Raw genomic sequence first — 13,966 nt, forward strand, 5'->3', positions numbered from 1 at the left:
TAAGTAATCAGCTCTTGCATTTGCAATATGTTCATGGATTCGTGCAACTTTCACACGTTGTTTATTCCAGTTCGAAGAACCTTTCTTTCTTCTAGAAAGGATACACTGTGCCTTTGCTAACTTCTCTTCTAATGTACGAAAGAATTTATGGTTCTTGTATGTTGTACCATCAGAAAGAATGACAAAATTTTTTAATCCAACGTCAATTCCACAAGTGGATTCCGTTTTAGGCATTTCTTGTACCTCTGTTTCGACGAGGATAGATACAAAGTATTTACCACTTGGGTTACGGCAAATCGTTGCATTTAGAATACGACCTTCTACTTCACGACTTTTGGCAAAGCGAACAAAGCCAAGTTTCGGCAATTTCATTTTGTTGCCTACAATTGCAATGTTTCCGTTCGTTTGCTTAGTTGTGTAGGATTGAATCTTATTCTTTTTAGACTTGAAACGTGGAACATCATTTTGTTTCTTGAAAAAACGTGAAAAAGCATCTGCGAGGTTTTTTAATGTGGATTGAAGAGCAATACTATCTACTTCCTTTAACCAGATTGTACCTTGCTTCTTTTTTAATTGAGTGAGCTCGGCAGAGCAAGAAGGATAGGTTAATCCTTTTCCTGTTTCTTTATAGGTGTTATTCCATAGAGCAAGAAAATGGTTAAATACAAAGCGACTGCAACCAATCTTTTTAGCAATTACTATTTCTTGTTTCTTATTTGGGTAGATACGAAATTTATATGCTTTATTTACTAACATAGGTTGCACCTCACTTTGTTATAGGATATCTACAGTATACAAAAAAACGTAGGCTTACGCCTACTGACATTCATCTCCCACCTACCGTTGGGCTAGCGCCCTTCACACGCTTGAGGAAGGAGTATTCTATCAGAAAACGATAAAATTAGATAAAAATATCAGATGAAAGGTGAGGAAACAGTGAAAAGGATTACCATTTCTTTTATTTCATTGTTATCGCTAATGATATTATTGAGTGGATGTAGTCTAAATGCTGATTCAAAAACAGATTTGTTTCAATATAAGAATTCATATGTAGGTGACAACAGTGCAGTTGGAAATATCGTAAAACAATTGGCACATAACAAAGAGTTAAATCAAATTTCACTTGAAACAGAAATAACGAAGGCGAATCATGAATTGCTTATTTTACAAAATAGTGATGCTGTGCAAATGGATATTAAAACAATAAAACAAGCTTTTGAGCAGTTGCAACACCAAGAGCAAGGTTTAATCCATGTATTTCAGACATTAATTCAAAAAATTAGTATTCATCAAGATAGGACGGTGGATATTACATATACTTTTGAAAGTCCATTATAAGAAGGGAATGTACATATCCCTTCTTATTTTTGTTAGGGTTAGAATTAACTGTACAAGTAGTTATATATTCTTTTGCTTTGCATAGCTGTAATTGACGTGGAAAGAAAATGGATATTATAAATGCTTATTTTGAAGGAGATAAAATTACATATACGTTGCCAATGAGGAGATTCCGAATCAATTTACGGTAAATTCTTACAAGTGATAATTGTTTATTGACGTATAAAATATAAAGACCTATACTTTTGTTAGCGATTTCAATGATAATGATTTTCAATATTGATTATATTTCATTTAATGGGAATTTGTTGAAATATAGAAATGAGGGGTTAGCATGAGGTGGAAAGTACGTACTTTTTTACTAATTATGTTATTAGGTTTCATAAGTTTTCCATTCCGTGGGTTTGCTGCAACAGCGGCAGATGATTTAGGAAAAGCAAATAAATCCGTTATACAAGCACTTCAGCTTGTGCAAGAAGGGGATATAAATGGAGCTTCCAAACAATATGAAGCTTTTAGGTCCACGTGGCTTTCCATTGAAGAGGGAATTAAAAAACAATCTTCACAAGCGTATCGCGATATTGAAGATTCGATGGGGCAGGTGCAATTTGCGTTTGCTCAACAACCAGCAAATAAAGAAAAGGTAGAGACAGCACTTCAAAAATTAAAGGACGTAGATGATAAATTTATTGCCGGTAAGTTCTCTGCTACATCTACTCAAAAAGACGAGGGAAATACAAAAAAAGCGGATGTGGCTAGCTTGATTGTTCTTTTAGATGATTCGCTTTCCAAAATCGATAAACATGACATTAAAGGAGCGAAAAAGGATATTGAGACATTCCGCTCTTCATGGTTGGATGTAGAAGGCGTAGTGTTGACGCAGTCCTCCAAAATATATGGAGATGCTGAGCGTGATATGGTTACTTCGTATGCTATGCTTTCTTCCGATTCTCCTGATATAGCAGGGGCTAAACAAACAATCGAAGACATGCGGAATTACTTAGCGCCGCTTGTTGAGAAAACGAGCTACAGCATGTTAGATGCAACTACTATTCTATTGCGAGAAGGATTGGAAGGGCTATTGGTTGTTGTAGCGTTGCTCGGATTCTTGAAAAAGGCTGGACATGAAGAAAAAAGCAAATGGATTTGGATTGGTGTTGGAACAGGGCTTGGCGTTAGTATCATTCTCGGTGTTATTGTAAATATGCTTTTCTCCGCAGGTGCATTTGGAAGTAATAACTTTCTAATTGCTGGATGGACGGGAGTATTTGCTGCAGTAATGCTGATGTACATGAGTTATTGGCTTCATAGTAAATCTAGTATCGCGGAGTGGCAGCGGTATATTCGTAGCCAAAGTACAAAAGCATTGGATACAGGAAGTCTCTGGTCATTAGCGATTCTGTCATTCCTTGCGGTATTTCGTGAAGGAACAGAAACTGTATTGTTTTTCATTGGTATGGCATCTTCCATTAAAATATCAAGTCTGCTAATCGGCATTGCGCTTGGAGCTTTTATACTCATCATCCTATCGTATTTAATTTTAAAGGTAGGCTTGAAAATTCCGATGCGTCCATTTTTCTTAGTTTCAAGTATTCTCATGTTTTACTTGTGCTTTAAATTCACAGGAATGGGTATTCATGGCTTGCAACTTGCTGGATTATTGCCAGCTACGCACCTTTCAATACCAACTATAGACTTTTTCGCGATTTATCCATCATGGGAAAGTACGATTCCACAAGTAATTCTTCTAGTTGTCGCAGTAATACTTGCAGTATGGAATAAGAAAAAAGATACAAAATTAGAACCACAACAACAAAAAAAACAGGCATAATAGGAGGAAACAATATGAAATCTCGTAAACTAATTTTACCGGTTATAGTAGCAACTTCTCTAGCACTAGGGGCTTGCGGAACGCAAGGAGAAAAGAAAGCTGAAAGTACGAAAACTACGGAGCAGGCATCTGAGAAAAAAGCAGTCTCTATTGCTGATGGAGCAACTAGTATGAAACAAACTGTGAGTGATTTGAAAGCTCAATTACAGGCAAAAGATGCTGCTAAAGTAAAAGACGATGCAGAACAATTAGAGAAAACATGGCAAACGTTTGAAGATACAGTAAAAGAAAAGAATGCTGATCTATATGAAAAATTAGAAACACCGCTTCATACAATCGAGGCAGGTGCAAAGGTTGAACCGCTTGATGTACAAACTTTAAATAAAGCAGCGGAAGATTTAGATACTGTGTTAACTGAAGTAGGAAAACTAAAATAATAAAACAAAAAAGCATCTTATCGAATAAGATGCTTTTTTGTTTTATTAATGCTATGTTCTAAAAGATTGTTGCTATTGTATTTTATATTCATAAATTCCAGAAAAAGATTTACTTATCTTTCTCCATATATTCTTTAATCTTTCGTTCTTCCCACTTTTTTCCGAATATCCCTAATGGAAGAGTTGTCAAACCGTGTATAACAATACCTATTCCCCAGCCTCCAAGTGGATATAAAAACCATAATTTACTTGAGTCAGAGATCATATTTATTAAAAAAAGCATCAGATTAACTAGTATATAGACCGTTAAATGAATGTAAAACGCTTTTAAATTCTCCACCCTTTTTTTAGCTCGTAAATAAATCTCATCTTGCTCCATCTTTAAACACCTCTTTCATTATGGTATCTTTTTTACACTCGATTCGATTTCACCATATATTTCTAATAACAAAATGGTGTTTTGCTTTTTTGCAGGCATTCAATCTCAGCAACAAATTATACGAACATAGCCTTTATTAAATAGGCAATGCATATAACTACGGAATACAGTTATTTTACCGGTTGTTCCATTTGTTTTTGTTTTAATCGCTGTTCTAAAACGCTAATCATAAAGGGGAAATGATTCGCTTCTCTTAAAACGTGATCAGCTAGTAAAGGATTAATTACATTTTTAACTTGGCATGTTTGGATGAAATCCAGTCCTGCTTTTTTGAAGTTTTTTAATTTAATAGTCGCATTTTCGCTATCTTTATTCATTTTACCGATAATAGGATATGTCGGGTGTTTCTTGTATAACATGGATTCAACATCTCTAGCCTGATTGAGGAGGACCTAAAAATCGTCACCGAATTTCGACGCAGTATGAACTAAATTTCTTTCTGATTGATCAAGCAGAGAGGCAATAAAACGAGAGTGCTCCATCATGATTCGTAACCAAAATACATTTTCACTAATGATTGAATCTTGAATCGGATCCATTTTCCCCTCGTTAAATTTCTGGAGTGTTCTCATAAAATATTCCGCTTCTCGTGCAGTATGGTCCACTAATAGTGGGAAATTAAACCCTTTTGCTTTACAATTAATAATTAAAATTAAAAGATTTCTTTTATAATTACGGAAAGCGTAAACTAGCTCAATACTTTCTTCATTTAATTTCCGAACTGCTTGAACTGTGTGAGGAACAGAAAATGCTTTTTGTAAGTGTCGGTCAAACAAATGATAAAATTGATCTACTTGTTGAATTAAACTTTTCTCATGTCTATCAAACCCTTCACTCAGAAAAAGAGCATGCTCTTTCATAATCCGCAGCCAAAATTGATTTTCTGTTAATGATCTTTCAATAAATAATTGTTCTGTTAACGACTCAGGGGGGGCGCTTTCAATTCTGGAGGTAGAGCATAGCGCGTTGAGGATCCATAACAAAGTGTTCAGGAACATGTTGATTTTGAGACATATAATCACTCCTCATCTTTTGAGTAGCATTACTGTGTTATGAGAGAAGATACATATAATTCGGGGATAAATGGTAATTAATTTTTGACACTAAAAATAAAGAAAACTTCATTTAACCGCAAAAGAGTTTTCGTTTATGCTTTTAGCTTTAACAGATGTATAATTGGTTGAATGATGACTATAATTTCAAAACATAACATTTGTTTATTTTATTTTTCTTATACTGAAAGACAGAATATATAAACTAATATGCCTCCAATACTAGGATAATTCCAATAAGTATTTAATTAAAGCCAAGCAATCGTCTCATAATTGCTTGGCTTTATAATTCAAAACTCTTATGATCTTATTTTTTTTCATACCATGGATTTAAGTGAATAAGTACCTCATATACTTCCGAATCCTGTTTCATAATCGTTGTTTTTATTTCTCTACAAATATCGTGCCCTTGTTGAATACTTAAATAGGCTGGGACACTAATCCTAACATCGATTAAAATATAGTGCCCATGGTTGCGCGCGCGTATTCTGTCAATTCTTTTTACATATGGATGTGCAAGAATCATTTTCTTATATTCACTACATTTTTCAGTAGGAAGACCACCTTCCATTAATATATATATAGCTTCTTTTCCCATACCAAATGCAAGCTTTAATACAAAAAAAGAAACGATGATTCCAGCTAATGGGTCGCCATAAGCGGCAAATGGGATTGGATAGATATTGTTTAGTAAAGCAATTCCAATTCCGATTACAGCTGCAATGGAAGCATAGACATCAGCGAGATGATCATAAGCAGTTGCGATAAGCCCTTTACTGTTTGCTTGTCGACCGATTTGTATTGTATATACATATAAAATTTGTTTCCAAATTAAAGAAATAATAGCCGCTATAAAAGCAATCATATGGGGCTCAGTTGCTGGATGAAACAATGCTTTTATTGATTCATAGGTCATAAATAAAGCTGCAAAAATTAAAATAATAGCTACAAATCCTGAAGAAACGACTTCAGCTTTTCCGTGACCATACGGATGGTCTTCATCGGCAGGTTGATTTGAAATTTTCATTGATCCTAAAGATACTACAGATGCTACAACATCAGCAGCGTTATGAATACCATCAGCTAATAACACCTGACTTTTGGAAAAGATTCCAACTGTTATTTTAATGAGAGTTAAAAGCACATTACTTATAACACTAATCCAGGCTGCAAATAAAGAAGATTTCCGACTTTCATTCATATTCCTCTTCTCCTTGTTTTTTAATTCTAAAATGAAACTAGTTTATTTGATTGGATATTCTTGTTAAATTATCTATCTCTTTTTCAGGATATTCTTTGGAAAAACAAACTACATTTTAGAGGGTTTAAAATCCTTTCATACCTTATCAAATTATAAGTGGGTGGGTCTATACAAACATTTTTGCCTAGAAATAGATATTTAGGATGAGACTTACATTCTTTCTTTTATGCTTATTTTTTTACTTAATGCAAAAGTGGTATCGAATTGTTATGCATTGTTCATATGTAATTTAATGGGCGATTTCAAGTTGCAAGCTAAAACAATTCATGAAAGATTTCAAAGTGAGTATCTTCCATATATATTCGAACAGGTAACGCAGCAGAAAAAAGAGCATGTGGAATCAGAAATAGAAAAAAGGTTAAAGAAATGAAAAATTTAAAAGATGCAAATAAAAAGTTAGATGAGAAAATCGTAAAATTAAATCAACAAATTGAAGAATTAAGCGAAGAGATTAAATCTTATTATGAGAAAGAAATAATTGAAGACGAAGTATTGGAGTTCATGAAGATTATCATGTTGCATCGTACCAATAAAATACATGAACTGAACACGGTAAAGGATAACAAAATTGGAGTGCAGGAACGCATTGATCGCGTATCGCGCAGACTATACAGCAAAAAAATATCTTCCGCCGCATGAGGTGCTCAATAGGTTTATGAAAAAAATGTAGATACAAAAAAGTTAAGAGCTTTTTTATTTCAATTTTTCTTTGTGCTAAAATAAAAACAAGATTTATGCAAAGCGAAAATGGAATGGGCTAGTCTAAAAAGGACAGGGGAACAAGTATTTTTGGAGGCTTGTTCGAAAAATTTCTTTTAATATTTTGGTGATAAAAGAAATAAAGATTGGGATGTCGAATAGTGAGGAAAAACATAATTTGTATAATGTAGACCATAAAATTTCACGAAAATTACGAACCTAATCTACAAGGTCAGTATTTTTATGCTATGAAAATATTATTTTGGATAGGCTTGAATTTCGGCTTTGGGAAAGGTTACTTAAAACGCAATTGTCTACATACTCGGTCTAGGGTTAAGAAGGGAGATATCCTCAAATTTTTAGAATGTATATTGAAATAGGCTAAAGCTCTTTTGCTTTTGCAGGGGGAAAATATAAAAGACATTTAACCGGCGAAGTGTTGGATTATAAACAATCATTTAAGATTCAAAACCACAACATACTTATTCCTGAACTATATTAATATTAGGTCAGGAATAAGCTTGTAATTTTGTGAGGAGTTAAGTACTAAAAAGACCTAATTTTGTTTAGGTATTTGTAGTAGTTTAAAGGATTTTGGAATGGTTATGATATAATAAAATTCAAATATACTAAGGGGGATTAATTAAATGATTTTTCAAAGCATGATAACAGCTATTATAGAAAAATTACAAGAGACGGTGAATCCCTATTGGATAATTGTGTTTGGATCAACGGCTGAGAACAGAGAACGGGAAGATAGTGATATTGATATAGCTTATTTAAGTGACATAACTTTAGGGAATTATGAACGTTTTTTATTAGCACAGGAGTTAGCAAACATCGTTAATAGAGATGTTGATTTAGTTGATTTATCCGAAGCTTCTACAGTTTTTCAAGCTCAGATTATACATACAGGAAAGACAATATTTTGTTCTGATGAAGAACGGAAGATTATTTTTGAAATGAAAACTTTAAAAATGTATTCAAAATTGAATGAGGAACGCCAGATAGTATTCGATGATATAAAGAAAAGAGGTTCTATATATGAAGAATGAGGTTATTTTAAATAAAATTTCCACAATAGAGCGTTGTATAAAAAGAATCCAAGATGTGTATGGAAATGACCCTGGAAATTTAGAGGATTATACAAAGCAAGATTCAATAATATTGAACATACAAAGAGCTTGTGAAGCGAGTATTGATTTAGCAATGCATATTGTTGCTGGGAAAAAGTTAGGACTACCTCAATCTAGTCGAGAGGCCTTTGATTTATTGGTTACAGCAGGCTTACTTAGCGCAGAGCTAGCAAATAAGTTAAAGGCGATGGTTGGATTTCGTAATATTGCTGTTCATGATTATCAAAGTGTAAATTTAGATATTGTTCGTCAAATTATTGAAAAACATTTAACCGATTTTAAACTATTTACGAAAGAAGTTATGGGGATATTAGAATTTTAGGCAAAAGAACAGAATAATGAAGTTGAGAAAGAAAGTAATTATGAGACTTCTGAACCAGCCATTGAAACGATCACTTATTGTCGTAAGAAGAAACGTGGTCATATGGATGAGTCTGTCCAAAACCTTCCGATTGAAATGGTTGAATATCGTTAGCCTAATGAGGAGCAGGTTTGTTTGTGTTGTGGTGGTGCTTTCTTCGAAAAAATTTCAAAATCTGCACAATCTGTTACAAATCAAATTAAAGCGACTTCAAGTAATTCAAGTGATATTTTGCAAAATAGTTAAACTATCGTTCGAGTTGTAAATGAATTATCACACATTGCAAATACATACGCGAACAGTAGTAGTAATGTTGAGGGAAGTATGAAAGAGCAGGAAATGTATGTACAAGATATTGCAGAACTAGCAACTTCTTTAAGGTGGCTTTTACAAGAGTTGCAAGAGTTAATTGGAGAGTTTAAAAGTTAATAGAATAAATAAGGTGTAGGATTAATCCATTTGAAAAAACTTTTTTGATATTGGATAGAAGAAACAGTATATGTAGCAAAGAAGGCACAACTGTACATAAAGGGCTCATTCTAATTAGAATGAGTCTTTTTGTTAATTAGAATTTATATTACGTAAATTGCGGGATTACTTTAATAAATGTAAAAAGTGAGTCGTTTGGGCTGCAATTTTGATTGAGGTAATTGTCTCTTTAATAATGTAACAGTGTGTGTGAACTACTCGCCACTTAGCAAACCTTGAAGTGGGAGCTTCTCAGTTCCACGACGAAAGCAACCTTTCATCTCCCTGAGCGTTACTTCGGAGTGTTCCAACCCTAGATGTCCAACGCTTGGACGCTCTTTTGGTACGGTTGATATTTTACGCAGGAACCGAATGGCTTGGTTTTCGCACTCTATTTTCTTCCTGCAACCTCATATATCAAGTTATCAAGGAACTTCATATAGCTAGTTTATCAAAAGTTTTTGGCTATGCTAAACCGAAATTCATCTCCCACCTACCGTTGGGCTAGTGCCCTTCATACGCTTGAGGAAGGAGAATTCTTTCGGCAAATTCGCTAAAGTGACACTTGATTACCTATAAAAACTCATTGTATTTGATGTATGGTCGATAGATGTGTAGATAAATGAATTATACAACTAAAAGAATATTTTTTTGTATATTTTATTGGAAATAGAGCATGATATTACCAAAATCAATGGAGGTGTGTAAGAAATGCAAATTCGCGAAAATAATAATTCAAATGAAATTTTGGTAGCAGCTGCAGCAAGTGCTATTGAGCAAATGAAGTATGAAATTGCTCAGGAGTTTGGTGTTACACTTGGACCGGATTCAACAGCACGAGCAAATGGTTCAGTAGGTGGGGAAATTACAAAACGCTTAGTGCGTATGGCGCAAGAACAGTTATCAGGGCAATATAAAATTCACTAAGAGAAAATATGTGTTTGAACCAAAAGATAGGGAAGGAGTGTGAAAGTATTATTCACACTCCTGTTTTATCGTGTATAGGTAAAGTGTTTAAATCAACTAAATGGCTAACGTTGCTCATTTAATGACAGTTAGCTTTTTAGATGTACTCCAACAGTAGAGTAGTTGATTCATTTAATGTTTTCAATGGAGATAAATTAGCATTCATAAGCTAAATTTCATGGAAAAATAGAAAAACCACCCTTAATGAGTGGTTTCTAATAATTATTTTTGGATTATACATTTAAAATTAGGCGATAAGATAATTGGGCAAAGCTAAATCAATAAGAGATACTTTATACAATTCTATTATTTTGGTTCTGGATAATGATTGTAGTACGAGATTCTAATAAATTCTTGGTAGACATTTGTTAATTTAGCATCTCTAAGAGCATCGTTGAATCTTTGCATACGTACACTACCTTGAGCGTAGCCTCCACCAGGAGTATAAGGATTTCTAGCTTCAAAGTCATCCATAAATGCTTTTAATTTTTTATAGTCTTGAGATTGATAGAAAGCAGCGGCTTCTTCAGGAGTAACATCAAAGTAAGAAGATGTTGAGTTATAAGAAGCTGCTTGAGCAGTAGGTGCCTCTAGCATAGTTGCAGCTCCACCAAACATAGTAAGTGCCATAGAAGACACAATGATTTTTTTAAACATAATAAAACCTCCACATAGAATATTTGGATTAATAGCAATACTGTAATCATTATAGTTACAATGAAAACAGTTATCAAATGCAATGTTGCATAATTTATGATGTGAACGAGAAGTCCTTCAATCTCTAAATGAAGGAATGTAACAGGGAATTAGTAGGTTAAAAGTGGTATACATACTATTTGGATTAACAAGAAAACCAAATAGAAAGGCTATTTTTAGTTGGAGAAATTTAAAAGCCCCTGTCATTAAAGATAGAGCCTTTCAAAAAGGAATGACAGTTGATAACTGAAGGCACCATTATTGGGATTTGAATTCCATTCGTTTTGTGTTGAGAAATATAAATTCTATTTTGTAGAAGGTGAGATGAAGAGATGCTTCTTATAGATTTTGCAATACGAGAAAGCAAAAGTAGAATTTAAATACGTCTTTAAACAAGGGATAGAAGAATTACTTTTGCTTAGCAAAGTATGTTAAGCCTCATTCAAAGTCATGTAATAGACTATAAAATAATTCTTTTAAAATCAAATATAGTCTGGCTAAAAATTAGAGGGCATCAATTCATTGAAGCAGTAAAAAAACTGTTTTCAGGATAGGTGTCCTTTTTGTTTTAAAAAGATTATATATTTTCTCAACAGGACAAATGGTAATCATCTATAAGTACTACTTATAAGGATAATAGGAAAATAGAAATTAATAATAAAGGAGAATACGAAATGATAACATTAGTATCTGATAGAGATCTAGCTGAAATCCGCGAAGAGGATGTAGATGTATTAAAGGTAATGGCACATCCGGTTCGATTACAAATTGTAAATGAATTAATGCACCATAAAATGTGTAATGTTACACAGTTAACGGAAATATTAAGACTCCCGCAATCCACTGTTTCACAGCATTTATCAAAATTGAGAGGAATCGTACTCCGTGCAGAAAGAAGAGGATTAGAGATGCATTATTATATTAATAATGCTAAAGCTCGTCAGATTGTAGGAATTTTAGGCTTGTAAGTAAATAATATGCAAAAAAGTTCCCTGTTATAAAGCAGGGAACTTTTGTATGTTTATCAAAGTGCGCACCATTACAAAGAAACATGAAATTTAGATAGGATGTCAATCTAGAATTAGAATATTTTTATATAGAGCGAATGGGGGGAAGGGATGAGCATCAGCTACATTACATCGTGAAAGCAATCTATAGTTAAAATGACACACATGTAAAATTGCATACAATCTATCCTTGATACCTAAATAAAAATGTAACTATAATGATTACATTGAATAGATATCCAAATTATTTATGCACATAGGATATCAATGGTAGTGATAGAAAATGTATATGAAAAAGATAATTTTAGCTATTTCACTTGATTTTGTTCTACCGTATGAAAATAACACGTATGAAATAGTTCAAATTGTTCAGTAGTATTATGAAATTTTGAGTAATAGAGATACAATCGTTAATTCTTATTAAAAGAATTTATAGCGCAGGAATTATTTTAACACAATGAAATGCAAAAAGGGCTAGCTAAAAAATCAAAGCAAGCTCTAGCAGAAAGCTTATGTTTAAAAATCCAATTGTAACGAAAATTCGTCAAGCAGCTCCTTTCTTTGAAGCAGCAGAATATCATCAACATTTTTATAAAGAGAACCCGGTGAAATATGCTCAAGAGCGCAAAGAATCTGATCGTGAAGACTTTATTAAAGAAAATTGGCAAAAAAATAATAAATAAGTGTTTAAAGGTCTATGAAAAATAATTTCATAGACCTTTATTATATTTCGATATAAATTTTCTGCTTACTTATTCTGTTCATTTTTCAACTGCAACGCAATCAAACTCGCAAAATCATGCACAAGTGTGGCAGCTAAAAGGGACGTGATTTGCGCTTGATCATATGGCGGTAATACTTCTACTAAGTCGAAACCAATATAATTAAAACCGCTTAATGCTCGCACCATGTCCAGCGTCTCTCGACTATTAAATCCCCCTACCTCTAGCGTACCTGTACCAGGCGCACAAGATGGATCTACAAAATCAATATCAAATGTTAAGAAACATGGCGTATCACCAATTGTTTCTCGCATTTGCTGGAGAATGCTTTCAAAACCACGATTGCATAATTCTGCTGTTGTAATGACGTTATAGCCTAAATCACTACTAGCTTCTATATCACCAGGATGATTCAACGTTCCTCGGATTCCAATTTGGAATACCTTATCTGGTTGTAATAATCCTTCCTCATGTGCACGTATAAATGGCGAACCATGCCAATATTTTTCTTCATAATATGTATCCCACGTATCTGTGTGAGAATCAAAATGAATCATCGCGACAGGGCCATGAACTTTAGCTGCTGCACGAAGACTTGCTAATGTAATAGAATGATCTCCGCCAAGTCCTATTGGAATGATTCCTTGCTGCATTAATCCAAAAACAGCTTCTTCAATTAAATCATAGCTACGATGAATATTATGCGGGATAACAGAAACATCCCCAATATCAATTGCATTTGTATCATCAAACGGGTATACATGGTGAATTGGATGATAGGGAAACAACGTCATTGATGCTTGACGAATTGCTTGCGGGGCAAAGCGCGCACCAACGCGAAATGACGCTGCTGTATCAAATGGCATTCCTAAAATAGCAATTTTTGCTTGGTCATTACTAGAAGGTAACCTCATAAATGTACCTGTCGTACAAAATTCTGGTTTTACGTCTGGTGTGAGTGGATATTTCATTTTGCATTTCCCCTTTTTAAGCATGATTCTTCACATTTAAGGAAACATCCCTTAAATCATTTTTTCTTTTATTATGCAAAAATTGTGCCATGTAAAAAGGGATGCATTACTTTCTCTCCTTGCTTTTTGGCCTATGTAAAATTGAATAAACCATACTATAATGCATAAAAAGGACGTAAACGTAAAGTATCTTCTAATATTTTTATTCGGCGGTTTATTAATATATGTTATTGGAACAACGATTCCTATTTTAGTGATTTTGATTCTATTTTTGGACCTATGTTTAATTCATAAAAATTAATTAATGGGCTACTTTTAGAATTCTTTCTAAAAAAAGAAGTGTAGCTGTATAAAAAAGTTTGATTAAAGCTGTAGTACTATATGTAAGTATATTGTTTATAATCCTAGACATAGTAACTATGCTGAACGGATTCGGTATTGGTTGCTTGGGTTTCGTGGGATATGGACTTCTTATTTTAACAATTCTTTTTAGTATTGGTTTTGCTACGATTTAATAATAGGGGCAGTTAAAAGAAAGGATGTCAATTAAATGATAGGCTCATTGTATACATTATTAGGTTC

Annotated in this window: 13 protein-coding genes and 3 pseudogenes; 10 read left to right on the top strand and 6 right to left on the bottom strand. The window is 33.5% G+C overall.

Translation table 11 applies throughout. From position 1 onward, the window contains the following. Positions 1-756 (bottom strand): RNA-guided endonuclease TnpB family protein (locus ACTFQM_RS22400; RefSeq protein ID WP_440036324.1); only part of this gene is annotated, 756 nt, incomplete at its 3' end. Positions 757-936: 180 nt separating this feature from the next. Between ACTFQM_RS22400 and ACTFQM_RS22405 the strand changes: the two genes are divergently transcribed. From ACTFQM_RS22405 to ACTFQM_RS22415, 3 genes are all read left to right on the top strand, one after another. Next, on the top strand, positions 937-1,338 hold the full coding sequence (locus ACTFQM_RS22405; protein WP_427296539.1) for a DUF4825 domain-containing protein: 402 nt from the start codon (positions 937-939) through the stop codon (positions 1,336-1,338). A gap of 334 nt (positions 1,339-1,672) precedes the next feature. Then, positions 1,673-3,169 (top strand): FTR1 family iron permease, encoded by a 1,497-nt coding sequence (locus ACTFQM_RS22410; protein ID WP_440036325.1) that lies wholly within the window; start codon positions 1,673-1,675, stop codon positions 3,167-3,169. A 14-nt stretch (positions 3,170-3,183) separates the two neighbouring features. Beyond that, entirely contained in the window at positions 3,184-3,606 is a 423-nt protein-coding gene (locus ACTFQM_RS22415; RefSeq protein ID WP_098475938.1) for a hypothetical protein, read from the top strand. A gap of 109 nt (positions 3,607-3,715) precedes the next feature. Here ACTFQM_RS22415 and ACTFQM_RS22420 read toward each other — a convergent pair whose 3' ends face one another. From ACTFQM_RS22420 to ACTFQM_RS22430, 3 genes and pseudogenes are all read right to left on the bottom strand, one after another. Next, positions 3,716-3,985: a 2TM domain-containing protein gene (locus ACTFQM_RS22420; protein WP_400531310.1), complete on the bottom strand. Its 270-nt coding sequence runs from the start codon at positions 3,983-3,985 to the stop codon at positions 3,716-3,718. Between the two features lie 170 nt (positions 3,986-4,155). Beyond that, a pseudogene (locus ACTFQM_RS22425) lies at positions 4,156-5,059 on the bottom strand (DUF2935 domain-containing protein). 345 nt (positions 5,060-5,404) lie between these two features. After that, positions 5,405-6,298, bottom strand: coding sequence for a cation diffusion facilitator family transporter (locus ACTFQM_RS22430; protein ID WP_427295842.1), 894 nt, complete (start codon positions 6,296-6,298; stop codon positions 5,405-5,407). Between the two features lie 426 nt (positions 6,299-6,724). On the opposite strand from ACTFQM_RS22430, the gene ACTFQM_RS22435 reads away from it, so the two are divergent. The 5 genes and pseudogenes from ACTFQM_RS22435 (at position 6,725) to ACTFQM_RS22455 (ending at position 9,949) form a co-directional block, all read left to right on the top strand. Beyond that, positions 6,725-6,997 (top strand): hypothetical protein, encoded by a 273-nt coding sequence (locus ACTFQM_RS22435; protein ID WP_440036326.1) that lies wholly within the window; start codon positions 6,725-6,727, stop codon positions 6,995-6,997. 707 nt (positions 6,998-7,704) lie between these two features. Then, on the top strand, positions 7,705-8,112 hold the full coding sequence (gene mntA / locus ACTFQM_RS22440) for a type VII toxin-antitoxin system MntA family adenylyltransferase antitoxin (RefSeq protein WP_098304926.1): 408 nt from the start codon (positions 7,705-7,707) through the stop codon (positions 8,110-8,112). After that, positions 8,102-8,515 (top strand): type VII toxin-antitoxin system HepT family RNase toxin, encoded by a 414-nt coding sequence (gene hepT, locus ACTFQM_RS22445; RefSeq protein ID WP_046960289.1) that lies wholly within the window; start codon positions 8,102-8,104, stop codon positions 8,513-8,515. Before mntA ends, hepT begins: the two co-directional genes overlap by 11 nt. 186 nt (positions 8,516-8,701) lie before the next feature. Then, positions 8,702-8,983, top strand: a pseudogene (locus ACTFQM_RS22450) (methyl-accepting chemotaxis protein); the annotation flags it as partial. A gap of 750 nt (positions 8,984-9,733) precedes the next feature. Then, positions 9,734-9,949 carry an alpha/beta-type small acid-soluble spore protein gene (locus ACTFQM_RS22455; protein WP_001167050.1) on the top strand — a complete coding sequence of 72 codons (216 nt, stop codon included), beginning with the start codon at positions 9,734-9,736 and terminating at the stop codon, positions 9,947-9,949. 345 nt (positions 9,950-10,294) lie between these two features. Here ACTFQM_RS22455 and ACTFQM_RS22460 read toward each other — a convergent pair whose 3' ends face one another. Continuing rightward, positions 10,295-10,645: a hypothetical protein gene (locus ACTFQM_RS22460; RefSeq protein ID WP_440036328.1), complete on the bottom strand. Its 351-nt coding sequence runs from the start codon at positions 10,643-10,645 to the stop codon at positions 10,295-10,297. A 713-nt stretch (positions 10,646-11,358) separates the two neighbouring features. Here ACTFQM_RS22460 and ACTFQM_RS22465 point away from each other — a divergent pair. Then, a complete protein-coding gene (locus tag ACTFQM_RS22465; RefSeq protein ID WP_002175022.1) occupies positions 11,359-11,652 on the top strand; it encodes an ArsR/SmtB family transcription factor in 294 nt (97 codons plus the stop codon). Positions 11,653-12,144: 492 nt separating this feature from the next. Continuing rightward, positions 12,145-12,374, top strand: a pseudogene (locus ACTFQM_RS22470) (peptide-methionine (S)-S-oxide reductase); the annotation flags it as partial. 65 nt (positions 12,375-12,439) lie between these two features. On the opposite strand, the gene speB reads toward ACTFQM_RS22470, so the two are convergent. Beyond that, complete coding sequence (speB, locus tag ACTFQM_RS22475; protein WP_098271035.1) at positions 12,440-13,384, bottom strand: agmatinase; 945 nt, start codon at positions 13,382-13,384, stop codon at positions 12,440-12,442. Between the last annotated feature and the right edge of the window lie 582 nt (positions 13,385-13,966).

It is taken from the genome of Bacillus cereus group sp. MYBK30-2 (genome assembly GCF_051915945.1).
GTDB classification, from domain to species: domain Bacteria; phylum Bacillota; class Bacilli; order Bacillales; family Bacillaceae_G; genus Bacillus_A; species Bacillus_A paramycoides.

Coding starts and splice junctions, on each gene's coding strand:
- ACTFQM_RS22410 (WP_440036325.1), top strand. CDS start 1,673: ATGAGGTGGAAAGTACGTACTTTTTTACTAATTATGTTATTAGGTTTC.
- ACTFQM_RS22415 (WP_098475938.1), top strand. CDS start 3,184: ATGAAATCTCGTAAACTAATTTTACCGGTTATAGTAGCAACTTCTCTA.
- ACTFQM_RS22420 (WP_400531310.1), bottom strand. CDS start 3,985: ATGGAGCAAGATGAGATTTATTTACGAGCTAAAAAAAGGGTGGAGAAT.
- ACTFQM_RS22430 (WP_427295842.1), bottom strand. CDS start 6,298: ATGAATGAAAGTCGGAAATCTTCTTTATTTGCAGCCTGGATTAGTGTT.
- ACTFQM_RS22435 (WP_440036326.1), top strand. CDS start 6,725: ATGAAAAATTTAAAAGATGCAAATAAAAAGTTAGATGAGAAAATCGTA.
- mntA (WP_098304926.1), top strand. CDS start 7,705: ATGATTTTTCAAAGCATGATAACAGCTATTATAGAAAAATTACAAGAG.
- hepT (WP_046960289.1), top strand. CDS start 8,102: ATGAAGAATGAGGTTATTTTAAATAAAATTTCCACAATAGAGCGTTGT.
- ACTFQM_RS22455 (WP_001167050.1), top strand. CDS start 9,734: ATGCAAATTCGCGAAAATAATAATTCAAATGAAATTTTGGTAGCAGCT.
- ACTFQM_RS22460 (WP_440036328.1), bottom strand. CDS start 10,645: ATGTTTAAAAAAATCATTGTGTCTTCTATGGCACTTACTATGTTTGGT.
- ACTFQM_RS22465 (WP_002175022.1), top strand. CDS start 11,359: ATGATAACATTAGTATCTGATAGAGATCTAGCTGAAATCCGCGAAGAG.
- speB (WP_098271035.1), bottom strand. CDS start 13,384: ATGAAATATCCACTCACACCAGACGTAAAACCAGAATTTTGTACGACA.